26 protein-coding genes and 2 pseudogenes are annotated in these 20,903 nt (G+C 62.1%); 16 read left to right on the top strand and 12 right to left on the bottom strand.

From position 1 onward, the window contains the following. Positions 1-8: 8 nt before the first annotated feature. From D6T64_RS13490 to D6T64_RS22270, 3 genes are read left to right on the top strand one after another with little or no spacing between them, the layout of a single operon-like run. The gene (locus D6T64_RS13490) at positions 9-254 is read left to right on the top strand and encodes a helix-turn-helix domain-containing protein (RefSeq protein WP_119975209.1); all 246 of its coding nucleotides are present in this window, start codon (positions 9-11) and stop codon (positions 252-254) included. After that, complete coding sequence (locus D6T64_RS13485; protein ID WP_119975208.1) at positions 251-1,240, top strand: SRPBCC family protein; 990 nt, start codon at positions 251-253, stop codon at positions 1,238-1,240. Before D6T64_RS13490 ends, D6T64_RS13485 begins: the two co-directional genes overlap by 4 nt. After that, the gene (locus D6T64_RS22270) at positions 1,237-1,446 is read left to right on the top strand and encodes a hypothetical protein (protein ID WP_147364563.1); all 210 of its coding nucleotides are present in this window, start codon (positions 1,237-1,239) and stop codon (positions 1,444-1,446) included. Before D6T64_RS13485 ends, D6T64_RS22270 begins: the two co-directional genes overlap by 4 nt. A 405-nt stretch (positions 1,447-1,851) precedes the next feature. Here the strand turns inward: D6T64_RS22270 and D6T64_RS13480 are convergent, their stop codons facing one another. Further along, positions 1,852-2,190, bottom strand: a complete 339-nt coding sequence (locus tag D6T64_RS13480; RefSeq protein ID WP_119975207.1) for a hypothetical protein — start codon at positions 2,188-2,190, stop codon at positions 1,852-1,854. A 468-nt stretch (positions 2,191-2,658) separates the two neighbouring features. On the opposite strand from D6T64_RS13480, the gene D6T64_RS13475 reads away from it, so the two are divergent. After that, on the top strand, positions 2,659-3,654 hold the full coding sequence (locus D6T64_RS13475) for a hypothetical protein (RefSeq protein WP_119975206.1): 996 nt from the start codon (positions 2,659-2,661) through the stop codon (positions 3,652-3,654). Positions 3,655-3,792: 138 nt separating this feature from the next. Then, the gene (locus D6T64_RS13470; RefSeq protein WP_119975205.1) at positions 3,793-4,038 is read left to right on the top strand and encodes a hypothetical protein; all 246 of its coding nucleotides are present in this window, start codon (positions 3,793-3,795) and stop codon (positions 4,036-4,038) included. A gap of 190 nt (positions 4,039-4,228) precedes the next feature. Here the strand turns inward: D6T64_RS13470 and D6T64_RS13465 are convergent, their stop codons facing one another. Beyond that, complete coding sequence (locus tag D6T64_RS13465; RefSeq protein ID WP_119975204.1) at positions 4,229-4,549, bottom strand: hypothetical protein; 321 nt, start codon at positions 4,547-4,549, stop codon at positions 4,229-4,231. After that, positions 4,546-4,785 (bottom strand): addiction module protein, encoded by a 240-nt coding sequence (locus D6T64_RS13460; RefSeq protein WP_119975203.1) that lies wholly within the window; start codon positions 4,783-4,785, stop codon positions 4,546-4,548. Before D6T64_RS13460 ends, D6T64_RS13465 begins: the two co-directional genes overlap by 4 nt. Before the next feature lie 185 nt (positions 4,786-4,970). Here D6T64_RS13460 and D6T64_RS13455 point away from each other — a divergent pair, with 185 nt between their 5' ends. After that, positions 4,971-5,705, top strand: coding sequence for an NYN domain-containing protein (locus D6T64_RS13455; protein WP_119975202.1), 735 nt, complete (start codon positions 4,971-4,973; stop codon positions 5,703-5,705). A 302-nt stretch (positions 5,706-6,007) separates the two neighbouring features. Here D6T64_RS13455 and D6T64_RS13450 read toward each other — a convergent pair whose 3' ends face one another. Beyond that, positions 6,008-6,859 carry an SAM-dependent methyltransferase gene (locus D6T64_RS13450; protein WP_119975201.1) on the bottom strand — a complete coding sequence of 284 codons (852 nt, stop codon included), beginning with the start codon at positions 6,857-6,859 and terminating at the stop codon, positions 6,008-6,010. A gap of 717 nt (positions 6,860-7,576) precedes the next feature. Between D6T64_RS13450 and D6T64_RS13445 the strand changes: the two are divergent. The 4 genes and pseudogenes from D6T64_RS13445 to D6T64_RS13430 all read left to right on the top strand — a co-directional run bounded on the left by D6T64_RS13445 (position 7,577) and on the right by D6T64_RS13430 (position 9,543). After that, a pseudogene (locus D6T64_RS13445) lies at positions 7,577-8,160 on the top strand (recombinase family protein). 126 nt (positions 8,161-8,286) lie between these two features. Continuing rightward, the gene (locus D6T64_RS13440; protein WP_119975200.1) at positions 8,287-8,562 is read left to right on the top strand and encodes a type II toxin-antitoxin system Phd/YefM family antitoxin; all 276 of its coding nucleotides are present in this window, start codon (positions 8,287-8,289) and stop codon (positions 8,560-8,562) included. Further along, entirely contained in the window at positions 8,559-8,822 is a 264-nt protein-coding gene (locus tag D6T64_RS13435) for a type II toxin-antitoxin system RelE family toxin (RefSeq protein WP_119975199.1), read from the top strand. Before D6T64_RS13440 ends, D6T64_RS13435 begins: the two co-directional genes overlap by 4 nt. A 118-nt stretch (positions 8,823-8,940) precedes the next feature. After that, positions 8,941-9,543, top strand: a complete 603-nt coding sequence (locus D6T64_RS13430) for a hypothetical protein (protein WP_147364562.1) — start codon at positions 8,941-8,943, stop codon at positions 9,541-9,543. A 173-nt stretch (positions 9,544-9,716) separates the two neighbouring features. Here the strand turns inward: D6T64_RS13430 and D6T64_RS13425 are convergent, their stop codons facing one another. The 6 genes from D6T64_RS13425 to D6T64_RS13400 all read right to left on the bottom strand — a co-directional run bounded on the left by D6T64_RS13425 (position 9,717) and on the right by D6T64_RS13400 (position 14,821). Continuing rightward, on the bottom strand, positions 9,717-10,829 hold the full coding sequence (locus D6T64_RS13425) for a zinc-dependent alcohol dehydrogenase (RefSeq protein ID WP_119975197.1): 1,113 nt from the start codon (positions 10,827-10,829) through the stop codon (positions 9,717-9,719). Next, positions 10,826-11,542 (bottom strand): endonuclease III domain-containing protein, encoded by a 717-nt coding sequence (locus D6T64_RS13420; protein WP_199719162.1) that lies wholly within the window; start codon positions 11,540-11,542, stop codon positions 10,826-10,828. Before D6T64_RS13420 ends, D6T64_RS13425 begins: the two co-directional genes overlap by 4 nt. A gap of 20 nt (positions 11,543-11,562) precedes the next feature. Next, positions 11,563-12,681, bottom strand: a complete 1,119-nt coding sequence (locus D6T64_RS13415) for an alcohol dehydrogenase catalytic domain-containing protein (protein WP_119975195.1) — start codon at positions 12,679-12,681, stop codon at positions 11,563-11,565. A gap of 279 nt (positions 12,682-12,960) precedes the next feature. After that, positions 12,961-13,404, bottom strand: coding sequence for a LexA family protein (locus D6T64_RS13410; RefSeq protein WP_325049800.1), 444 nt, complete (start codon positions 13,402-13,404; stop codon positions 12,961-12,963). A gap of 36 nt (positions 13,405-13,440) precedes the next feature. Continuing rightward, positions 13,441-14,118, bottom strand: a complete 678-nt coding sequence (locus D6T64_RS13405) for a TetR/AcrR family transcriptional regulator (protein ID WP_158594890.1) — start codon at positions 14,116-14,118, stop codon at positions 13,441-13,443. A gap of 31 nt (positions 14,119-14,149) precedes the next feature. Then, the gene (locus tag D6T64_RS13400; protein ID WP_158594889.1) at positions 14,150-14,821 is read right to left on the bottom strand and encodes a DUF2461 domain-containing protein; all 672 of its coding nucleotides are present in this window, start codon (positions 14,819-14,821) and stop codon (positions 14,150-14,152) included. A 570-nt stretch (positions 14,822-15,391) separates the two neighbouring features. Here D6T64_RS13400 and D6T64_RS13395 point away from each other — a divergent pair. Next, on the top strand, positions 15,392-15,817 hold the full coding sequence (locus tag D6T64_RS13395; RefSeq protein ID WP_119975191.1) for a hypothetical protein: 426 nt from the start codon (positions 15,392-15,394) through the stop codon (positions 15,815-15,817). A 1,167-nt stretch (positions 15,818-16,984) separates the two neighbouring features. After that, a complete protein-coding gene (locus D6T64_RS22675) occupies positions 16,985-17,140 on the top strand; it encodes a hypothetical protein (RefSeq protein WP_158594888.1) in 156 nt (51 codons plus the stop codon). A 77-nt stretch (positions 17,141-17,217) separates the two neighbouring features. Here the strand turns inward: D6T64_RS22675 and D6T64_RS13390 are convergent, their stop codons facing one another. Both D6T64_RS13390 and D6T64_RS13385 read right to left on the bottom strand, forming a co-directional pair. Next, complete coding sequence (locus D6T64_RS13390; protein ID WP_119975190.1) at positions 17,218-17,439, bottom strand: helix-turn-helix domain-containing protein; 222 nt, start codon at positions 17,437-17,439, stop codon at positions 17,218-17,220. Next, positions 17,439-17,921: a DUF2975 domain-containing protein gene (locus tag D6T64_RS13385; RefSeq protein WP_119975189.1), complete on the bottom strand. Its 483-nt coding sequence runs from the start codon at positions 17,919-17,921 to the stop codon at positions 17,439-17,441. Before D6T64_RS13385 ends, D6T64_RS13390 begins: the two co-directional genes overlap by 1 nt. A gap of 252 nt (positions 17,922-18,173) precedes the next feature. On the opposite strand from D6T64_RS13385, the gene D6T64_RS13380 reads away from it, so the two are divergent. The 4 genes and pseudogenes from D6T64_RS13380 to D6T64_RS13365 form a co-directional block, all read left to right on the top strand. Then, entirely contained in the window at positions 18,174-18,371 is a 198-nt protein-coding gene (locus D6T64_RS13380) for a hypothetical protein (RefSeq protein ID WP_119975188.1), read from the top strand. A 405-nt stretch (positions 18,372-18,776) separates the two neighbouring features. Beyond that, entirely contained in the window at positions 18,777-19,427 is a 651-nt protein-coding gene (locus tag D6T64_RS13375; protein ID WP_147364561.1) for a hypothetical protein, read from the top strand. A 217-nt stretch (positions 19,428-19,644) separates the two neighbouring features. Continuing rightward, a complete protein-coding gene (locus tag D6T64_RS13370; protein WP_119975186.1) occupies positions 19,645-20,475 on the top strand; it encodes a hypothetical protein in 831 nt (276 codons plus the stop codon). A 272-nt stretch (positions 20,476-20,747) separates the two neighbouring features. Beyond that, positions 20,748-20,903: pseudogene (locus D6T64_RS13365) on the top strand (IS21 family transposase); the annotation flags it as partial.

Here is a 20,903-nt window from a genome sequence, read left to right as displayed (position 1 = left end):
TTGACCGTATGGAGTCTTCAGAGATCGCGGCGGTGGCGTCAGACACCAGCGACCCGAGAGCCGGGCTGCGGGCAGTGGCATCACTGCGCCTGCTCGCGGACACCCTAGAGCTGCAGCAGGTCGAGGCCGCGCTGCGTGCGGGTTTGAAGTGGCAGGACATCGCGGACGCGCTCGGAGTCACGAGGCAGGCCGTCCATAAAAAGCACGCTAAACGAGTCGATCCCACGATCCCCATCCCCAGGAGAAACACATGAGCACGTTCGTTCGATTCGCCCGGACTAGCCAGTCGCTCTCCCTTGCGGCCCTGGAGGAAGTCTCCCGACTCGGGCTTCGCGAAGCGGACATCGAGCACCTGTTCCTCGCCCTCGTCATCAATGAACAATCCGCTGGGCGTTCACTGCGCAGCATGGGCATCGACCTTGACGTCGCCCGTCGCGCCGTCGAAGAACAGCATGAAGCGCAACTGGTGGCGCTCGGCATTGACACAACATTCCCCGAGCCCGGACGGATCGTGTTGCACGAGACACACGGGTATCAGTTGAGCAAGCGTGCATCCGACCTTATTGCCCGCTCCGGCGGCCGAGGCAAGCAAGGCGACGCCGCCGCCGTGCTCCGCGAGCTCGTGCAGGAGCCCAGCGGTTTGATTGCCAGCATCCTTCACCGACTCGGCACGACACCTGACGCTCTGCTCAAACACCTTGACCTGCCCGACGCACCGAGCGAGAAAAGCCCGCCTGCCGGAACAAAAGTGAAGGGACGGGTTTCCGGGTCATCAGATTCGTTCGTTCCGGCACCGGTCGAGCGGGTGTGGGAGTTCCTCGCGGACCCCACGCATGTGCCCGAGTGGGAGATGAGTGTCGGCTCCATCGATCACTCCGGCCAGGACGCGGCACCGGGCACGGTCTGGCAGGGGTACGCACGGACTCGTCTCCCGGATGGGAAGCCGCTGAAGGTGAAGCCGAACTTCCATCGCCGCAGTATCGAAGCAGTCGCGGCCGACCGACCGAATCGGGTCGCGTGGCGAGTAGCGTATCCGGACTCTCCACGAAGCACTGGCCTCCTGACAGAGTTCACGTTGGCGGCCACGACAAGTGGTACCCACGTCACGATCACGACCTCTTGGCTTCGACGTCACGGTTGGCGCGGGGTGGTGGGATTGCCTCTGTTTCCGATCCGCAAGTTTTTGCTGTGGATCAGCGCGTTTCAGACGGGCAGTGCGCTGGGTCGAGTATTTCGATGATCGAAGGCACGAATCCCGACCAGATCACATACGGCCATGGCGGCATCCGCAGCCTTGTATACAACCACCAGAATGCACTGCGATTCACGACCAGCACATGCCTGCAGCATTCCGGCGATCACCAACATCTGCGGATGAAAGCCGGTCAGGATGTGAGACAAACCGCGTGCCGCTCGTCGGCTGAGCTGGACCGCTCCGATTCGTAGCCCACCTAATTGCCTGGGGCAGCCTTCTCGGCGGAGTCTCGCTGATCGCGTCCGCGTGGTCCAGGAAGACCGCGGTGCAGGGCGAGGAATGACGAAAACTCTGCCCTAACCTACACGGAGCGCCTAGATTCACTGCCGATTCCTCGGACCCGCTCAACGCCGATTAAGACGGACCGGTGCAGCGCATCCTGGCTCAGTTCGGGAAATCCTTGGGTTGACCCCAGTCTTACAGTTAGCGATTGGAGGCTCACCGCGGCCGGCCACGCGCCGTCTCAGAAAGGGAACGGTGAGCGGAACAGGTACACGTCGCAATAACGGGTCACAGGGTGGCTCTCCAGCGGCAACGCGGGGGCCTTCAACGGGCGAGATCGCAAACAGCTCGAGGCCGCGAGCGATCGCTCACGCCTACTTGGTTTGGTTCGAGTGCCTCGTGAACACGTTGACGATCTTCACTGTTCTGCCCTCGATGTAGAACCAAATGCGTGCACCCTCAGAGAGTTCGTACTGCCATTGATCGTGTTCGACGCCGTCACGAACAATAGTTGCGAGTTGGCCCTTGAGCTGGTGGCATTCGGGGTCCGACTGGTTCGGGGCCGTGGTGGGCCGGTCCCAGGCGTCTGCGGCTGAGCTTTTCTGGGTAGCGACGATGTCGCGCCATCCAGTCACGGCTTGACTCGTCACATGCTCGATGGCGAATTCTGATGATTTGAGAGGGCGTGTGACGAGCCCTTTCTTCGGGGCCATTAGGCGCGGGGCTTCTTGACCGCCACAGGTTCACGAAGCCAATCCGGTTCTTCCTGTCCCCAGCCGGCAGCAACAGCCTCCGCGGTATTCTGCCAGGCCTTGATCTCAGTGAGTATCCGCCCCGGCTGATTCACAACGAACGCACCGCGAGCCGTGTTGATGGTGTCCTGGGCGCAGGTTCTCTGGTCCTGAACGCTGAGTATCTTGATCCAGGGAAACGGTCGTGCCAGGCGGCGAAGACGGCTGCAGAATTACGGGACAGTTCCGACGATTGCACAACGCGTCGCTCTGCAGGGGTGAGTACTTTCGACGCCATGAATCGAGTCAATTCCGAATGTGTTCTGAATTCAACGCCAGCCGGTCCGACGACTGGGTGGGGAGCGCTGCCATTGAATCCCGTCGTGGCGACGTCATGCTTCGTCCTGGCACCCCTTTCCCGGCATCGTGCCCGGGTGGATAATCAGGGGCATGAATGCCCCGGGAGAGTCGGCCGACTTCGCGGAATCGGACGAGTTGCAGCGCCTGCAGCGACGCGCGTACGGACCGAATGCTGACATCGCGGGCGATGCGGCCGCTCAGGCTCGACTTTCCCAACTAGAGGCCGCCCAACGTCGAGAGCGGGTCCCCGTCGTCGACACCGCCGCAGCGCTCCCAGCCCCAGTCTCGGAAGGCTTCCCGGTCCCTAAGCCTCTCCAAGGGTCGCGCCCTTCATCGACATCGATCCCGCAGCCAGTGAACGGGGCGTCCGCCAAGCATGACCCTGACGAAGGGGCAGTCACCGAGCAAGACCCCGCGCGGGCGCCGATCACCAATGGACCGATAGACGGAGCCCTCTCGGCACCGTGGTGGCGCCGTCGCCGATCGCTGCCCTGGGTCATCACCGCTGTGGCGGTGCTGTCCGCAGCCATCGGCATCGGTGTCGACGAGTCGAACCAGCCCACACCGGTCGCACAACTCACTCCGCAGGGCCAACCCGGGAAGGCGTCCATTCCTGTGGACGATGAAGTCCCCGTGAGGTATGACTTGACCGTCGCGGACTTCGTCTCCTACGGCTCGTATGGGCCTCTGCAGATATGGAGCACAACGAAGCTGGAGAATAAGCGATGCATCGCCGTGGTGCTGGAAAACCACATCTCGGTGTTCGAGTGCACGGCGCCTTCTGTCGACACCATCGCCGATTACAACATCGAACCCAACCAGATCCCACCCGCGCCGTCCGGTGAGTCGACGCCATACGTCCGCTTCGTACTCCACGATGAGGTCGTCGACGTGTACCGGCCGACAGAGGAGGGCGAGTTCTACGGATCCACGCCGCGCGAAAGCCAGGCGCCACGTCGAACAATTGTCACGGTTGACTATCGGTTCGACAACTCGCACGCCGACTCGGTTGGCGCCGCCACGGAGCTCTCGACGATCGGTGCCCGCGCCACCGGATTCATCGACGAGGCTACACTCGCGTCTTGACGCAGCCGCTTCAACCTTCGTTCCTCGAGGACCCGCGCCCGGTCCGCTGTGATGCGCAACTGGGCTCGGCAGTGCCGCACAGTCTTGCAGACGAGTGCGCCCTTCCTTGATCGATGCGAGGGAACCGGACACCTGCTGTTGCACCAGCACCGTTCGGCTCCATTCGGCTGGCACCGAGACTTCGCGGATGCCCACCTGCGCCTCCACGACTGGGTCGCGACCTCCGACACCGGCCTCGAGCGCGACCGACCGACGCGGCAGACCTCGTGGCCAGGCGAACTGACTGCCGACGTAATCGAGGGCATCGACAATCGCTACGAGGACTTCGTGCAGTTCGTCATCGACGATGTCGCCCGTCGCCGAAATGCCAAGGCGTTGTTCTAGGCCCATAGCGACTCTGCTTGATCGGCCCACGGCGCTGCTGCCCGATGTGCGGGAACAGCCACCGTTCTACCGCTCGGCGCTGACTAGCGCCCACTAAGCTGGGCAAAATGTGGGCACGGCCGTCGCGGTTCGCGATCTCATACGCCCGCGGTGGGGCACCTCGAGAGCATGAGAGCTTCTCGGTCGGGGGTTAGTCGGTGAGCCGACGCACCCAGTAAGCCGGGCGACGCGACTCGTGGGCGTAGACCAGCATGAATATGTCGCCCTCTCGGACGGCATAGACCACGTTGTACGGAAACTTACCGAGGTGCCATGTGCGGACCATGGGCTCGCGCCGCCGCCCTCGGAATGGCGCCGCCGCATCCGGCCATCGGAGGATGAATTCAGCCGCGGCTTCCGCTGCGTCCGCGAATTCGTCTCCGAGCCTGCCGTCCTCGAACGCGGAGTAACGTTCGTAGGCGTCGAGGAACTCGTCACGAGCGGCGGGATGCTCGTTCCAGTCCCGCGTCACTTGCGCCGTGCGTCCGATCGTGCCCTTGCGATGGCGATGGTCTCCCGGCCACTGACCGGCTCGACCTTGCCGCTGACAAGTTCGTCGAGTCGCCGACCGACCACCTGCTCCCACGCATCGTCAATCGCGGTCTGGTCTGACTCATCGACCTGCTGAAGAGCGAGCGCGGCGATCTCTCGCTCGTCAGCGTCGAGGGCCTTACCCGCCGCGATGCAAGCCGCAAGCTTCGGTGTCATTTGGCCAGCGTACGACGGCAGGCTGACATCAGCCAGTGCCCAAATTTGACGCACGGAACGCGCTGGTCCACCGCCCGGCGCACCTCGCTACAGAAGTGGCGGACTGCTCAAAAGACGCGAGGCCCGAAAAGGGAACCCCGAGCGGGCGGGACCAATTGTTGGGTGCTGCCTGCCATGCTTGTCACATGGTGCAGCCGAATGATCTCCTTGCCGTGCTTGTCGACGCTGACAACGTGCCGCCTGCAAAGATCGGCGCAGTTCTCGCCGAGGTCGCACGTTTCGGCACGGCCTCGGTCAAGCGGGTCTACGGCGATTGGACCAAGCCGAACTTAGGCAGTTGGAAGCCAGTCGCGAGCGAGCACGTGATTCAGCCGATGCAGCAATTTGCGAACACGATCGGCAAGAACGCTACCGACAGTGCACTCATCATCGATGCCATGGACCTGCTATACACCCGTCGTTTCCGCGGATTCTGCATAGTGTCATCCGACAGCGACTTCACGCGTCTCGCGTCCCGTATCCGCGAGGAAGGCGTTATCGTCTACGGCTTCGGAGAGCGGAAGACGCCCGCCGCGTTCCGCAATGCGTGCGATCTATTCACCTATCTCGACGTGCTCGAAGAGGCTGAAGGGGAGAGTGCGGCTACGGCGCTCACGCGCGTTTCGCCCCCGAAGCTGCGCAGCGACACGAAGCTCATCTCGGGGCTTCGGATAAGTGTCACCACCGCATCAGGAGAGGACGGATGGTCGAACCTTGCCACGGTCGGCCAGCTAATGCGCAAGCAACAGCCCGACTTCGACTCACGAAACTGGGGCTACACAAAACTGTCCGACCTAGTTCGAGCGACGGAACTCTTCCTCATCGAAACCCGACCTGCTGGCGGACTGCAGCTACAAAACAAGAAGAAGAACGGCGGCTGAGCACGGTCTCGACCGGTGCGAGAGCACAATGGCTTCAATCGCTCGCGTTGCTCAGCCCCAGGCCTGACGACCTGCACGCCGTTAACCTCTCCAGCGGCCCGGGAACTCAGCCCCCGATGCAGTCGCCGCTTACGCTGTAGCAGGGGCGAGGTGGACTCTACTCACCTCTATGACCGCGCGCGTCGGATCTCGCGTGCCGGTGCTCAACACACGCTCAGTGCCTGAAAGGGGGACGATCAAGGGAGATTCGCCGCGCCCGTGCTCTCGACAAAGTTTTCCAGCGGGATCAGCGGATCGGACCACTAGTCAGGCTTGTCGAATACGCCCTGGATGAACACCGTGCGCCCGGCGTCGGTGTTGCGCCCGGAGTTACTAATCTTGACGACTGCCTGTTCTCCCAGCACGAGATGCATTCCAAGCGGAGGAGGGGCGCTGGAGCCGCTCGCACTCGACGCTTGCGCCTTCGCCTGCTGTGCCTTGCGCGCCGCCACGATGTCGGCGGTAATGTCGCGCCAGATACGCTCCAGGAGACCTGCACCGCGGATCAACCCGCGGAGGGATTCCGCATCGGCCAGATGGCTCTGGTTGGGGCGGCTCGCCCATGGGACCGGAAGCTCAATCGGCTCGCCGTTCCCCGCGCAGATTTCCTGGCAGACGAACAGCCCGCCCAGCCTGAGTACTCGGGCGACTCCGGAATACAGGCGGCGCTTGTCCCGGATGTTCATCTGCATTTGTATCGTCCACACCACGTCGAAGCTGGACGCGGCGAACGGAAGCTCCAGGGCATCACCCGCCTGAAAGCGGGTGCGATCGGACAACCGCGTCATCCGAGAAAGGGCGTTGGCCACCCCGCAGAATTCAGGCGAGAGATCGATGCCTGTCACGTCGCAACCCAAGGTTGCGGCGAGGTATCGCGCCGGGCCGCCCAACCCGCTGCCCACGTCGAGCACTCGCGATCCTGGCGGAATCTTTGCAAGCTCCACCAATGCGCGCGTGGCCGAACGTCCCGCGGAGTGAAACTCGTCGGCCGGCGCGAGATCTTCGTGCGTGACCGAGTCCAGGTCCTTGCCGAGAGCTTGCAACCCCGCCACGATTCGCGGCAGAAGTCCGCCCGGCTCGTAGTGACGAAGCATTTCCTCGTGCGACTCGCCCATGGACGCATCCTGCGCGGATTTCGGAGAGCCGTCAAGTAAGCGCTTGCTCCCACCACCCCGTCACCTGCCCTCCTCCGGCAGGAGGGAGGGTCTGGCCTGTGCCCTCACGAGGGCTCCACTCAACCGCAGAACGGCATCGCAGACCCCCCCCCGACGAGCAAACGATCTTTGTCCCCTTAAACGACATCGGAAGGGTCGCGGTCGTGCAATTCTCCCTTCGTCCCGAGGGTCCGTGGGTGGCTGACAACCTGGATCAGCGGATAGCTCGCCTCCCCGCAATCGCTTACGGCTTCGTCGTCCGTTGGACCGTTCCCGAGATGCGATCTCTGGCGCAATTCCTACTGGTGCTGTCAGGCGTCTTGCTCGGCGCCGCAGCAACGCTTCTTACCGAATTTCTCCTGCCCCGCCGTGCGGCAGAGAAGGCAGAGGCGGCGACGGATGCGTCCCGAGAAATTCCAGAGACGTCGATAGAACTTCTTCGCGAGACTCAACTCCTGCTCGCCCACGCGCAGGCCGAGTTGCGTCAACGACCCTGGTGGCGACGGCGGCCGAAAGGTTCAAGGCGATACAAATGGGAACCTTATCTACCTCGACCCTGTCGTCTCGCGGAGGCCAACATCGCCGCTCGGCGATCACAGCGAGCCACCAGCGTTCGTAAGCCGGACCCACACTGCGACGGTTATTGACCCGTTCACAGCACAGCGGGATGGTTTCGCCATGGATGGATGCCTAATTGGATACGCACGCGTTTCCACAGAGGAACAAGATCTCAACGCCCAACAAAACGCCCTGGAACGACTGGGCGTTAGATCGTCACTGATCTACACCGATCACGGTCTGACCGGAACGAACCGGGCCCGACCCGGGCTTCGCGAAGCGCTGGCCGCCTGCCGTGCCGGAGACACCCTCGTCGTCGCCAAACTCGACAGACTCGCACGATCACTCCGAGATGCGAAAGACATCATCGACGAGCTGACGGTCAAAGACGTCAAACTCAGCATCGGCGGAGCGGTGCATGATCCGAACGACCCGGTCGGGCGCCTCCTCTTCAACGTCCGGGCGATGGTCGCCGAATTCGAGTCGGATCTGATTCGCGCCAGAACGCGGGAGGGAATGCAGGTGGCCACGGCGAAAGGACGGCTTCGCGGTAGCAGCCCAAGCTGTCTGCGGCGCAACAGAAACACTTGATCGAAGTCCACACTGCCGGCCTTCACTCCAGCGCGGAACTGACGGAGCTCTTCAACGTCGCGCGGTCGACCGTTTACCGAACCATTCAAGGTCAGTTCGAATCAGGCCATTGAACGGGTCCCATAACCGCTGTCTCGTTGCCGGACGGGCTGGTCCGGCAACGGGAAGCCTGCGCGAGAGGCCATTTGTACATTTGAGGATCTATTGTACATCTGGGGCGTGGAATGTACGCTTGAAACATGTCATCCACGGTCCCCGTCAGCGTCTCTGATGCACGCGACCAGCTCGCATCGATCATCGACCGGGCTCGCAACGAGCACGAGCCGGTCTTCTTGTCTCGCCGCGGGCGGCGAGTTGCGGCTGTTATCGACGTCGACGATTTGGAGCGTCTCATTGAATTGGCCGAAGACATGGCCGATATTCGTGCCGCTGAGGAATCCCGTGAAGAGATGCGTCGCACGAAAAGCGAACCGATTCCTTGGGAACAGGTGAAGACAGACCTCGGCCTCGTATGACGTACTCGGTGGAGATCGCACCGGCCGCTGAACGCCAACTGCGAAAGTTCGCTCCGCAGGTTCGACGTCGAGTTCAAGCAGCTATCGACCTCTTGGCAGACGATCCGCGGCCACCCAAGGCGATCCAACTCGTTGGAGGCTCTGGCGAATGGCGGGTCCGAACGGGTGACTACCGCATCATTTACGAGATTCATGACGACCTGTTGATCGTGCTCGTCCTCCGCCTTGGATATCGACGCGAGATATACGAATCCCGATAAGTGATCCCGCAACAGGAACGTCATTCGAGACCCATGGCGTTAACTCTGACAGGTAACGAGTAGTCATCGGAACGCTTCTGTATCCGTGATTCACGCGTGGCAATGGGACACTCATGACATGCCTTCCGACATAAAGACGAGAAACCGTCTGGGTGTGGTGCTTCCAGCGGTGGCCATCGTGGCCGTCGCTTGGGTGGTCTTCTGGATGGCACAAGACTTACCCACGGCGTGCGCTCTCGTGGCCCCGTGCCCAGGTCCCGACGTCAGGGTCATGCCCGCCGTATTCTTCGGCGGGTTGATGCTCGCACCGCTGACAGCCGTGATCCTCATGTCGTTCGTGCGGTCACCAGAAAGTTGGCTCGTCCGACTGTCCTACGTCGTCCTCGTGCTGATGGCAATCGCTGGGTACGGAGCAATCAGCTTCAGCGGCGGCTTCAGCGTGACGAGGACCTTCCTGCTTGGTCTTCTCGGAGTCTGTGGGACAGCCGGGCTCGCCTTTGTCGGCACCAACGCGCTTCGACGCGAGCTATCGAAGGATGCCTACCCAGAGGGCGTCCGGTTTCTGAGCCCAGCGATCGCAAAGAGCGTCATTGTCCTCGTCTTGTTGGTCTTGACTGTCGCCTCGATCCTGTTCGCGCGGAGTATCGATTCAGGCGACACGGCTGTTCTGAAGTGCTCGGCGCCGAACGACTCACGGACGTTCACGCCTGTCTGTCCCTGACCTCCAAATCGCCTCTCGTCGTCAATCCCGCAGGTGGGACGGCCACCGCGACAGATCTGGGGCCTGACTCGCCCGGCGACCGAGTTCACCGGTGCTGTGTCGCAGGGGAACCCTCTGCGGGACAGCTGAAACAGCTGTCCCGCAGCCTTAACTCCGAGCAGGAGGTCGTAGGACTAAACCAAGGGACCGTTGGGCAGAACAGACACAGTGATGTTTCCGCCGGGACGATCGCCGACGTACTCGAGTGCGTCGTTGACCTCGTCGAGGGTGAAGGTTTTGTGAGTGAGGAAGGAGAAATCGACGACGCCACTTTCAAGGAGCTTGAGCAGGTTGTACATCTGCGGGCGGGTGGGAAAGCCGGTTCCGAGGATGGGGGCGCTGTGAGCCATCGCTTCCGAGTAGCTCTGGGTAATGTCACCGACGGCGCCGCCTGCGGCCAGGGCGGTCCGGCCGGACGGCTTGACGGTCTTGATGAGGTCGTTGGTGCTGTTGGCGTCGCCGCCCACGCCCAGGCAGTCGTAGAAGACATCGACGCCGACGCCGTTGGTGTGGGCGTGTACCCAGTCGGTGGGGTTGACGTCGTCTTGGGTGGAGAGGATCTCGATGCGGCTGGGGGCGAGCTGCTTGACGATTTCGAGTCGGTCTTTGTTTCGTCCGATGCCGAGAATTTTGGTGGCGCCGAGGCCGAGGGCGATGGCGACGGCGGCCATCCCGAGGGTTCCGGTGACACCGTTGATGAGCAGGGTCTGCCCCGGGGTGAACTCTGCCGTCATCAGGCCGTTGTAGGAGGTGCCGATGTAGCCGAGGCGGGAAGCGGTGAGGTAGTCCAGGGTGTCGGGGAGGAGGGCGATCTTGTCGGCGGGAGTAAGGGTGTATTCAGCAAAGCCGCCGTCGCGCCACTGGTTGATGATCTCTTTCGACTGCGGGCTGGTACCCATGTAGCCGCGCATCGTTGCGAACGGGCAGACACCGCGTCCGCTGCGGCAGGTCTCGCATGTCCCGCAGACGAAGACGGGATCGATCCAGACGCGGTCGCCGACTTTGAGGTTGAGGACGTCGTCACCCAACGCATCGATGGTGCCCGCGGTGTCGAGGCCGAAGATGTAGGGCATGTCGGGGAGCGCGAACGGCGTGTAGCCGTTGACGACGTTGAAAGAGTTCGGGACCAGGCCACAGGCCGCGACCTTCACCCGCACCTCATTTTTGCCCGGGGTTGGAATCTCAGCGGTCCCCACCTCCAGCGGCTTGCCGATGGCAACCATGCGCGCGACGTTCATGTCAGTCATTTCTTTGTCCTAGGTTTCGTGGGAAGTTCGGGCTGTGCTGTTGCACCGTGGACCGACTGGCGTGTCTTTTGGAAGTAATCGCAGTAGTCGGTCAGCGGGCAGGCGCCGCACTTGGGTGTCCCGGCGACACAGACTTTGCCCCCGTGCTGGATGAGCCATTCGTGCGCGTGACGTTTGTACTCAAACGGCGTGATGCGGTTCAGGGCGTCGGCGGTAGCGACGTGGGTCGTGGTGTGCACGATTCCGAGGCGGTTGACGGCGCGGTGAACATGGGTGTCGACGGCGACGCTGGATTCGTCGAAGAGGGTGGTCATGACGATGTCGGTGCATTTGCGCCCGATGCCGGCCAACGCCATCAACTCATCGTGAGTGTTGGGAATCTGACCATCGTGGCGGTCCATGATCTGCTGGCTCATCTTCTTCAACGAGAGGGTCTTCATGTTGTAGTGGGCCACCGGGCGAATGAGTTCACGCAGCTCATCGTCGGTGAGCGCGAGAATACCTTCGAACGTGGACACTTCAGCAAACAACGCAGTGCAGGCGCGGATTACCCGTTTGGAGTGGGTGACCGTCGACAAGGCGGTGGCGACGATGACCCGAAAAGGAGTGTCGGACATCCCACTGGTCATCCACTCGTCGTCACCCTCGTCAAAGGTCGGGTAAGTGTCCTTCAAGACCTCGTACACACGCGTGATGGTTGCCTGGTCGTGCATCAGGATTACCGCCTGCCCTGTTAGACGTCGGTGGCGGTGTCGCCGGGATGAACGACGACGTTGACGAAGCCGCCGGGTCGGTCGCCAACGAACGCGAACGCGTCGTTAACTTCGTCCAAGGGGTAGCTGCGGTGCTCCAGGAAGGACAGGTCGATGACACCGGCTCCGATCAAAGTGATCAGTTCGTCGATCTCGGTGGAAGTGAACCACTGTGAGCCGACGACGGCGACATCGCGGGTGAGGATGTCCCAGTAGGACTGCGAGATCTGACCGTCGACGCCACCGGCGGCCAAGACGGCACGGCCCCCCTTAGTGATGGCGGCCAGCAGCGTGTTGGTGCTGTTGCTGTCGCCGCCGTTGCCGAGGCAGTCGAAGAGAGCGTCGACACCGTCTCCGCCGGTGGATTCTTGGACCCAGGCGACGAGGTCGATGTTGTCTTCGGAGCTGCGGGTGCTGATCCGATCCGGTGCGAGCTGCTCGATGCGGCGCATCACGTCGCGGTTGCGGCCGATGCCGAGGATCGTGGTGGCGCCCATGCCGAGAGCGATCGCCACGGCCGCGAGGCCGAGGGTGCCGGTGACTCCGTTGATCAGCACCGTCTTGCCCGCGCCGACTCCCGCTTTCTTCAACCCTGCGTAGGAGGTGCCGATGTAGCCCAACCGGGCAGCGGTGCGCAGGTCAACGGTGTCGGGCAGCTTGGCGATGCGGGTGTCGGGGGCGATCACGTATTCGGACAGACCGCCGAGGGGGTTCTGGTTGAGCAGTTCGCCACCTTCGGGGGTGAGGGCGACGTAGCCGCGGAGGCTGTTGTAGCGGCAGATGTCCTCGCGTCCCCGGCGGCAGCTGGTGCAGGTGCCGCAGGTCATATGCGGATCGACGTAGACCCGGTCACCGGCCTTGAGGATCAAGACATTCTCGCCGACGGCTTCGATGACGCCGGAGACGTCAAGACCGAACACCGCAGGCAAGGTCGGGACGGGGGCGCCGACAGCGGTGATGATGCTGTACGCGTTCGGGACAAGGCCCGCAGCAGCGACTTTCACCAGAACATCGTTCGGACCGGGAGTGGGCTTGTCGGCGACGCCGAGGACGAGCGGTTCCCCGGCAATGACGAGGCGTGCGACACGAATTTGGGACATGGGGGTTCCTGACGGGTACGTTGAAGAGACTGCGGGCGCAAGGATGGCCGCAGCTCGATGAGTGAGGTGGACGGTCGCGACGAAGCGACAAGAACCGGCCGTCAACAGCGCGACGAACCAGGCGATAACAATGAGCCTAACATTAATCGTACGAAGTAGTCCTGTTTGTGGCTGGGAGACTGCTGGCAGATCGGGGCCGCACTAGTTGGCCGTTACGGTGGCCGATTCGCGCCTGTGGGTGGTCGTCCGCGGCGAGGGGCCGGCGCAAGATCCGAGGCATTACAGGCGGTGCAGGCACCTCGTGACAACTCCCCAGATGACCAGCTCGCTCATCTCCTCCAGCACGATCTCCGGGTAGGACGCATTCTCCGGGACCAGGCGCACGGCGCCATCGACACCGAGTCGGAGACGTTTGATCGTGAGCTCGGTGTCGACCATGGCGACGACGACGCTCCCGTCACGGGCATTCATCGACCGGTCGACGATGACCTCGTCACCGTCCCAGATGCCGGCGCCGATCATGCTGTCGCCGCTGACTCGAATGATGAATGTCGCCGTCGGATCCGTCATCAAGTGGCGGTTCAAATCGACAGGACCGTTGTAGTAGCCCGTGGCGGGCGAGGGAAATCCGGCGTGGACGGACTCCGGAGCGGACCGGGCGAACAGTTGGGGCGCATCCGGATCTGCCGCAGCGGACCGCGTCGAAACAACAACGGTTTGCACAGGTGCTCCTCGTGCTGTTGCGGGTGAGGGTGGTGGTCAGGCGTCAGCCCCGGAAGGAACATGCAGCAGGTCAGCGGCAGTGACGAGGGAGGCGAAGAACATTCGGGCGACGAGGGCGACGTCGATGCGGGCCTGCTCGCGGAGGCCGGCGAGGTCTTCGCCGTAGAATGCCCGCATATACAACGGATGCAGGGCCATCTGAACGAATCGCTCCCCCAGCGGCGTTGCCGCCTCGAGCGTGCCTAACGTCGTGATCTCGGCCAGGCATGCGGCGATCGCAGCGGCGCATTGACTGAACCCGACGCGGCCGACTTCGACCGCTAGTTCCGGGAACGCGTCGGACTCGGCCGCAGTGACGAGCATCAGGTCAATGCAGAACCGGGTCAGGGTCACATCAGCCAATTCGAGACCGGCCTTCACGAGACGCTCCTCAGCGGACCCCTCAGATTCACCGACCGTGACCGCGCGGGCGAATTCCGCGGTGGAGCGGCGAATGACAGCGGCGAACAGGTCCGGCTTGGTCGGGAACCGCCCGTACAGGGTTGTCTTTCCCGTCCGGGCCGCGGCGGCGACCTGGTCGACGGTGGTTTTCGCATATCCCTGGGTGAGAATGAGGGTGGTCGCGGCGTCAAGGATGCGCTTTTCGACCTCTCCCACTTGATCGGCGCGAGGTCGACCGCGCCGCGGCGGGTCGGGCTGGGGAGGAAATGTCATCGTTGGCCACGATATCGGATTGACCGAACGATCACCGAGCGGCCTCATTCAGGTAGTCCACCAGCGGACGGACTGTGCTGAACGTCTCGACGATGTCGGACATCGACTCGGATTCCTCGACGCGTGCCATCGTCATCGGCCGGTTCGCGCAATACCCCTTCATCCGCAGGTACTCGATCGCCGGGTCGTCAGGGTCGTAGCCCTGGGGCGCGATCTTCAAATTTCCCGGGCTGGTCAACCCGTGCGGGAACATGCGTGTCATCGGTTCCGACTCCACGACGGCAAGCCACTTTTCGTAGGAACCGGCCATCCGCTTGCGGATGCGAGTCAGTTCCGGCCGCTGCGGAGTGAAGGCACCGCCACCGGAGTACACGTTGCCTGGCTCGACGTGCAGGTAGTACCCGGCGATGGCTGGGGCGGCCGCCGGGGCCTTGAACGCGAGGAAGAAGTCCGACTTGAATCGAGGTTTGCCCGGTTTCGCGAAGCGCATATCCCGGTGGATGCGAGAAATCGTCCGCCGGGGGTCGGGATTCGCAGCAGCGAAACCTGCGTCCTCCTTGTCGAACCCGGTAATCAGAGCCTGGGAGACCTCGGCGAGGTTCGCAAGGACGTTGTTGTAGGCATCCCGGTTTTCCTCGAACCACTCCTTGGTGTTGTTTTCGGTGATGTCATGGAGAAAGTCAAAAGTCTTCGCGTCGATCACAGTGCCTTGTCCTGTCGTGTGCTGCACAGCCCTGAGGATGCGGAATATGGAGTCGCGCGCGGAGATGAGGCCGCAAAGCAATAACAGTACGATATCGTCTTTATCTGTGAATTGTCGGTAGTTTCGGTGACGACTCGCTGTGATCGTCCATCGACAAGGTCTTTTGAACCAGGGGCGGGCTGTAGAGGCCACGTCGTGCTCTTCATCATCTTGGACGGCATCGCCCTGCGAGCACGTGTGAGCGGATCTCCATTCAGGCCCGCCTCGACAAACCGTGGAACTCGCCACAACCGGCCAGCGCGACATGCAACACCACGTGACCGTAAAGGGGACGTCGAGCGCTGCAGATCTGAGGCCAAACCACCTGGCGGTCGAATGCGCCGGAGTTGTGTCATAGGGGAACCCTCAATGGCGACCTTGTGGGGCAGCTCACCGCCGTAGCTGAAGCGCTCACCTGTGGTGAGCATCACGCTGATTCCAAGGCTGGGACGACACATCGGCTTCGGGCAGTCCCGCCCGATTCGTTGAATGCCGGCGGTTGCGGTGAAGCGTGCTGGATAAGCTGCGGTCATGTCTAAACGTCTCATCGTGGTTGTCGCGGGTCTCATGGTGGTCGCTATAGCGGCGGTGTTCTATCTGTTCGGCGGCAACCCGCTGCGTGGCGGTATCCAGGGTCTAATTGAACCAAGGTCAGCGATGACGATCGATGAGGTGTTGGCGGGGTTTGAGAGCCTTCCGGGGCTTCCCGTCACCAACGCGGCGTACGTCACAGAGGATGTATGTCCTAAGGTCGGCTGCATCCAGGCGCTGCGATCAGAGGAGGTTTCGGTGTACAAGTTCGCGGACCGAGACGTTGCGGCGAAGTTCAACAAGACACTCGGCGCAGATGGCCATCAGTCAGACTGGGTCGTCCTCGAGTACGACGACGCCCGGAGCAATAACGTGGCACAACTGTCTTACGCGAACACCGTCGATGGCATGTGGACAAGCGACTGACCTGCGGGGCTGGCCAGACGCCCTGGCAGTCGTGGTGAGAGGCTGCCGCCTGGTCCCCGAACGATTCTCGGCTCGAACCTTCAGGGGGCACAGAATCCGCCGCCAGTTCTTCGAGCCGGCGTTGAACAGCTGGGTGGCATTTTGGAACGTACTACGGACTCGCTTCATTGCGGGCTCAGGGGCGCAGCAACCGAAAAACGATTATGAATGAGAGTGCCGGATCCGTGCGGGCGAAACACGAGCTCGGGCCAGAAGAAACCGAAAAGGCCACAGACGACGGGACGGATGCGACAGGCCTTGCAGTGCACCCCTCCGAAGACACGCCGGACGGGAGTCAGAAATTGAAGCTCACGGAGCCGGCATTGATCGAGTTGACCGTCGGCGCCTGTGATCTCGGCGCAACTATGCGCTCACGGCAGGCATCCAGACGACCAATAGTCAGCTCTGATGAGAAGCGAGTCACCCTTCGGCTCGGCACACAGCCGAATAGCTCGAGGGTCTAGAAAGGAGCCTGAGACGCGAGCTTGTGGAGTCGTGCCGAGCTCCGTAGCAAGCTGACTCGGCGACGAGTCGTCCGGCGGGCGCACCTCAAAGAGTGACCAACAACCGCCTGACGCACAAACGGAAGTGTCACTTAAAATCTCGCTCCCCGCGGGGAGCGAGATCGACGAGGCGGGTGGCACATCCCCCTCTGTGGCGCCAATGTAGAGCCAAGCGATCCGTCCGAAATACGCCAGGATGAGAGCGCAACCCACAATCGTGATGAAGACGATGACGTCGCGGTGACGCGTTCGTGTGAGCCCCATAGGCCCTCGACGTTAGCAGCACTTACCAAAGTCGCCCGTTCCCGAATCGATTCGTGACCCTGGGCGTGGATACATGCAGGCCGGTGACCATCATCCACCCTTGCAACTCGATTCGCCTCTTCACTGATTGGATGTTTCATAACCAACCTTGACTGATACAGAATCCGTCGCTGGACTTTCGATTCACTGCAGAACGGTTCGGTTTCACTTGGAGGGTTTGCACGGAGTGGGTTGCCGTCGAGAGCTGGTCCGCCAGTAGGGTTTGACCATGGCAAACGACGGACCGGCGCGGACAGCACGACGGCCGTTATGGCCGGTAGTAGTAGCCACGGGATTCTTCCTAGCGGCTCTTGGCGCGTTCGTGATCGCACTCGATCTGCTGTTCGGCGTCGCGCCCCGCAGTGTGGGCGGCGGTTTACTCGCCATCGGCGCGATGGTGGGGTTCGGCGGAGGCTACCTTTACTTCACCAGCTATTTCCGCGGTCTTGCGCACGAGGAGCGTCAAGCCGCACGTTGAAAGAGACGGCCGCAGGCCGACTGAGAACTGACAGCCGCCGGGTTCACAGGGGAACCCTGAACGGGACTCTTCCGTAATCACGAGGCGGCGGGCTTCTCGTCATCCCAGGCCAGGATGTCGCCGGGCTGGCAGTGCAGGACTCGGCAGATCGCATCGAGGGTGGAAAACCGGATGGCTCGAGCACGCCCGTTTTTGAGGACCGCCACGTTTGCCGGGGTGATGCCAATCGCTGCGGCGAAGTCGCCGACGGACATGCCGCGTTCCACGAGCAGACGATCGACAAGGATCCGTACGGCCACTACACGACCTCGTCGAGCTCGACCCGCATGAGGACCGCCCGGCGCAGCAGCGACCGGAGAACGCTGAGAACGAGAGTCAGCGCGATTCCGACGAGGACGCCCCCAAGTATTAGGAGCGCCAAAGGCGGCGGGCCCGGAATGAACGGCAGGAGAGCCGCTGTCAGAACCGTCGCGACGAGCACCGTCAGCACCAGCAGGTCGACCGCTCGTGCGGCGGCGCGATCGAAGATCCGGTCCTGAAGGATATACCCGACCAAGAGCGCCGTCACGGCAAGCACGGTCTCTGCACAGACGACGATGGCCAAGGCCAGCCCTAGCAGTGGAGTGCGCAGATCAGCAAACTCAGGATTGTCGCGAGCGACGGATGCAGAAACGGGAAAAAGGAGAATTCCGCCAACAAGAATGACGACGGCCAGCAGGCCGAGTGCCGTCCAGGACCCAACGGTCAATGCAGGCGAAGGTCGAAGTTTGTCAAGGGTCATCTATCGATTATCAATCGATATATATCGACTGTCAATAGTAAGAGGTGCTTCAGTCAGTGTCTGCGCGACCTTCCACATCCAGTGCTGCTGCCGGAAAAGCTCGCCACGATCTACGGATTCTGATCGACGGCGGCCTTCACGGCGACAGCTCTCGCGATTCTTACTTCAGGCGTCCCCCAGGCCGGACCTCTACCGGACGACGATAGACCCGGTCAGAGTACTTTGGGAGACATGACTAGTCGCATCGGACGCATGACGTTGATCACAGTCGGCGTGATGGCTCTGATCATTGGTGGAATCTGGACGGGTCAGGGCATGAATCTGATCCCGGGAAGCTTCATGACGGGCAGCAAGATGTGGCTTTTCATTGGGCTCATCCTCGCCATCGTTGGCATCATCCTGATTATGTTCGGTCTTAGACGGCCGGGGCGAGGCCGCACGACCAAGTAAGACCCGCCTTCCCCCGCAATCACTCAGCGAAGCTGACCGACGCCTCATCGCGAGGTGGGCTGAGGAGTGCGCTGAGAGACTCCTGGTCTCTTTCGACAGCCGGACGGCGAACGGCATTGATTTAGAGGCACAGCAGCCGGCGGCCGAGCTTGCCGACGCTGTGTCGCAGAACCCTCTACGGGACGCCACGAGTTCTGGATCCGTCTGTGCGCGAAAGCTGAGTCAGCTTGAAAGACGGGCGATCGGGTTGCGAGCTACGACCGGCCCCGTGTACCTCACCCGCCTCAGAGCGTCAGATTCCGAGTGGGGGCGCATTCGCAGTGCTTTTGTAGGTCATGCCAGCCGCACAATAGGGTGGGCGGATGAATCGTAGTGGAGTGGGCAAGGCCTCATGAGCGGGACGCCGTGAGTCCGAGGGGCAGCGCGATACTGAGTCTGAGTCTCGGCTTCGTCGTCTCCGTACTGGCGGGGAGCGGTTTCCTGCTGACCCTGGTACGTGACGACCTGCACTTCCAATGCAGTTTCCTCCAGATGGGCAGCGACGACCCCGGCTCGTTCTATTGCGCGGACGGTATCGGCTACATCGGCGTTGGGGCGGCCACCTACGGTGTGTACGGCGTGATTCTCCTGATCGCTCTCGCTGTCGCCACGGCCGACCCGCAACGTGCGGGGACGCAGTCGCGGCTCATGGCAGGCATCTCAATCCTGCCCATTGCCATGTTCAGCTGGTCCAACTGGTACGCGACAAGCCCGCGTCCTCTTGATCAGGCACCCGGTGTCAATTACTGGGTTCAGCCTCTTCTCGCCGTGACGGTCGTGCTTGCCACTGCCGTTATCGTCATCCTGACTGCTGGGCTTTTGTCGCGGCCTCGGTTCCGCACGGCCGGATACATAGCGGCAATGTTGCTGTTCGTTGTGGGCGTGTTCATTCAGCCGGGCAGCCTCTCGGCCGTCGCTGTATCCTGTGGAGCTTTGGTCGCGGCAGTGTCTCTTGACCGGCGTGTGCCAAACGAGGTCGAAAGCCCCGCGGTTCCTTCCGCACGTGAGAACCGTTGATACTCTGCTGTGGCATCCGGCGGCAACGTCATATCTGGAGGTGAGGTTTCGTAATCTCATTGCCCATATCCACTCATGAATGGGACAGCGACAACGTTCCGGCAGTGAATCCCCTAATGCGTTGGCTGAGTCGCAGCGTGGACTGGGAGAAATTCTCAGGCTCCGTCACGTCGCTGCTGGCGACTATTCCAAAGAATCACGATAGAGGGGAACCGCGATGACTTCTGATGCAGATCACCCGTTTGTGACGCAGTTCTTGCGGCAGTTCGATGAGGCCGCCGTGTCGATCACTACGGCCCGTCGGGCAGAACTCCGGGAAGAGATCGGCGCCCATCTCCGCGAGCTGGTCCAGGTCGACACTCCGGACGCGGACGCGACCGCGTCGCTCTCGAGGTTTGGATCGCCCGCCGAAATTCTTGGGCAAGAACTTGACGGCTCCTCGTCAGTATCGTCATTACGCGGTCGATCGCGGCCTACTCGCCGAACCCTGGTATTCATGCTCTCGGCAGGTGCCGCGGCGACACTTCTCATCGTGCTGGTTCCGCGCCTCGTTGGCGACGCGCCTGCCCCAGAGGCCAGCGTCGACGGCACGGTGACGTCGGTGGTTACCGACACTCCTCAAGGTCCTGCCCGGGTGACCACAGGCACAGGGTACTTCGAGTATCAGGCCGCGATCGACGCGATGGAGGATCCTTTGCCTGCGGGGGCTGCCTATCCGACTGGCGTGCCAGAAGGCTTGGATTCGGGATCAAGCTCGGCGGGCATGATGCAATCAGGCGCTGGCAACGTCGTCGCTCACTACACCTGGCTGTGCGCGTGGGAATCCGAATATCTGACGTCGATGGCCGAGAAGGATGCCCAACGTCAAGTTGCAGCGGAGGCCATGCTTACAAAATGGTCCACGAGCGAGTTCTACATAGCCAGCGATCCGAACAGAGGCTGGGTGGAGACGGTCCTGGATCCTGTCCGGTTCGGTGACCCTTCTGGTGTTGCGCGGGATCAGCCCCAATCGTGTTCGCAGGCCGGGATCGTGAACGTCCGAGGCTGACGTGAAGCCCAATTGCTGCCCATTTTCCGAGAGACTGCACAGGCCCGGATACCTTCCGGTCGTGTGACCTCGGCGGTCTTCACCAAACCGTCCGTAAGCGGGACCCCATACGGGCGGAGCCGTTTCCCACGCCAGACGCCGGCGTTCTTCGTCATCGGCAGATTCCGTGGCGGATCCAAGAAGTGGACGAACCTGTGTTAACGCCGACCGAAAATAGGGCCAATATCGCCGTTTGAAAATAGGGCCACCAGCCACTATGGAGGGTGATCAATATGGACGATTGGGCGAGGATACGCCAGCTGTTTTCAACGGGGCAGCACTCGAAACGGGAGATCGGCAGAGTCGTCGGGGTGTCGCGGGGAACGGTGGATCGGGCGCTGGAAGCGGACCGGCTGCCGAAGTACCACCGCGCAACGACAGGGTCGAGT

It is taken from the genome of Cryobacterium melibiosiphilum, from assembly GCF_003602235.1.
In the GTDB taxonomy this organism is placed as follows: Bacteria; Actinomycetota; Actinomycetes; order Actinomycetales; family Microbacteriaceae; genus Cryobacterium; species Cryobacterium melibiosiphilum.
Note: the sequence above shows the minus strand (reverse complement) of the source record. Positions and strands in the feature narration are given on the sequence as shown.

Bases quoted from the DNA above. Each gene is read 5' to 3' on its own strand.
- D6T64_RS13490 (WP_119975209.1), top strand. From the start codon at position 9: ATGGAGTCTTCAGAGATCGCGGCGGTGGCGTCAGACACCAGCGACCCG.
- D6T64_RS13485 (WP_119975208.1), top strand. From the start codon at position 251: ATGAGCACGTTCGTTCGATTCGCCCGGACTAGCCAGTCGCTCTCCCTT.
- D6T64_RS22270 (WP_147364563.1), top strand. From the start codon at position 1,237: ATGATCGAAGGCACGAATCCCGACCAGATCACATACGGCCATGGCGGC.
- D6T64_RS13480 (WP_119975207.1), bottom strand. From the start codon at position 2,190: ATGGCCCCGAAGAAAGGGCTCGTCACACGCCCTCTCAAATCATCAGAA.
- D6T64_RS13475 (WP_119975206.1), top strand. From the start codon at position 2,659: ATGAATGCCCCGGGAGAGTCGGCCGACTTCGCGGAATCGGACGAGTTG.
- D6T64_RS13460 (WP_119975203.1), bottom strand. From the start codon at position 4,785: ATGACACCGAAGCTTGCGGCTTGCATCGCGGCGGGTAAGGCCCTCGAC.
- D6T64_RS13455 (WP_119975202.1), top strand. From the start codon at position 4,971: ATGGTGCAGCCGAATGATCTCCTTGCCGTGCTTGTCGACGCTGACAAC.
- D6T64_RS13450 (WP_119975201.1), bottom strand. From the start codon at position 6,859: ATGGGCGAGTCGCACGAGGAAATGCTTCGTCACTACGAGCCGGGCGGA.
- D6T64_RS13440 (WP_119975200.1), top strand. From the start codon at position 8,287: ATGTCATCCACGGTCCCCGTCAGCGTCTCTGATGCACGCGACCAGCTC.
- D6T64_RS13435 (WP_119975199.1), top strand. From the start codon at position 8,559: ATGACGTACTCGGTGGAGATCGCACCGGCCGCTGAACGCCAACTGCGA.
- D6T64_RS13430 (WP_147364562.1), top strand. From the start codon at position 8,941: ATGCCTTCCGACATAAAGACGAGAAACCGTCTGGGTGTGGTGCTTCCA.
- D6T64_RS13425 (WP_119975197.1), bottom strand. From the start codon at position 10,829: ATGACTGACATGAACGTCGCGCGCATGGTTGCCATCGGCAAGCCGCTG.
- D6T64_RS13420 (WP_199719162.1), bottom strand. From the start codon at position 11,542: ATGCACGACCAGGCAACCATCACGCGTGTGTACGAGGTCTTGAAGGAC.
- D6T64_RS13415 (WP_119975195.1), bottom strand. From the start codon at position 12,681: ATGTCCCAAATTCGTGTCGCACGCCTCGTCATTGCCGGGGAACCGCTC.
- D6T64_RS13405 (WP_158594890.1), bottom strand. From the start codon at position 14,118: ATGACATTTCCTCCCCAGCCCGACCCGCCGCGGCGCGGTCGACCTCGC.
- D6T64_RS13395 (WP_119975191.1), top strand. From the start codon at position 15,392: ATGTCTAAACGTCTCATCGTGGTTGTCGCGGGTCTCATGGTGGTCGCT.
- D6T64_RS13385 (WP_119975189.1), bottom strand. From the start codon at position 17,921: ATGACCCTTGACAAACTTCGACCTTCGCCTGCATTGACCGTTGGGTCC.
- D6T64_RS13380 (WP_119975188.1), top strand. From the start codon at position 18,174: ATGACGTTGATCACAGTCGGCGTGATGGCTCTGATCATTGGTGGAATC.
- D6T64_RS13370 (WP_119975186.1), top strand. From the start codon at position 19,645: ATGACTTCTGATGCAGATCACCCGTTTGTGACGCAGTTCTTGCGGCAG.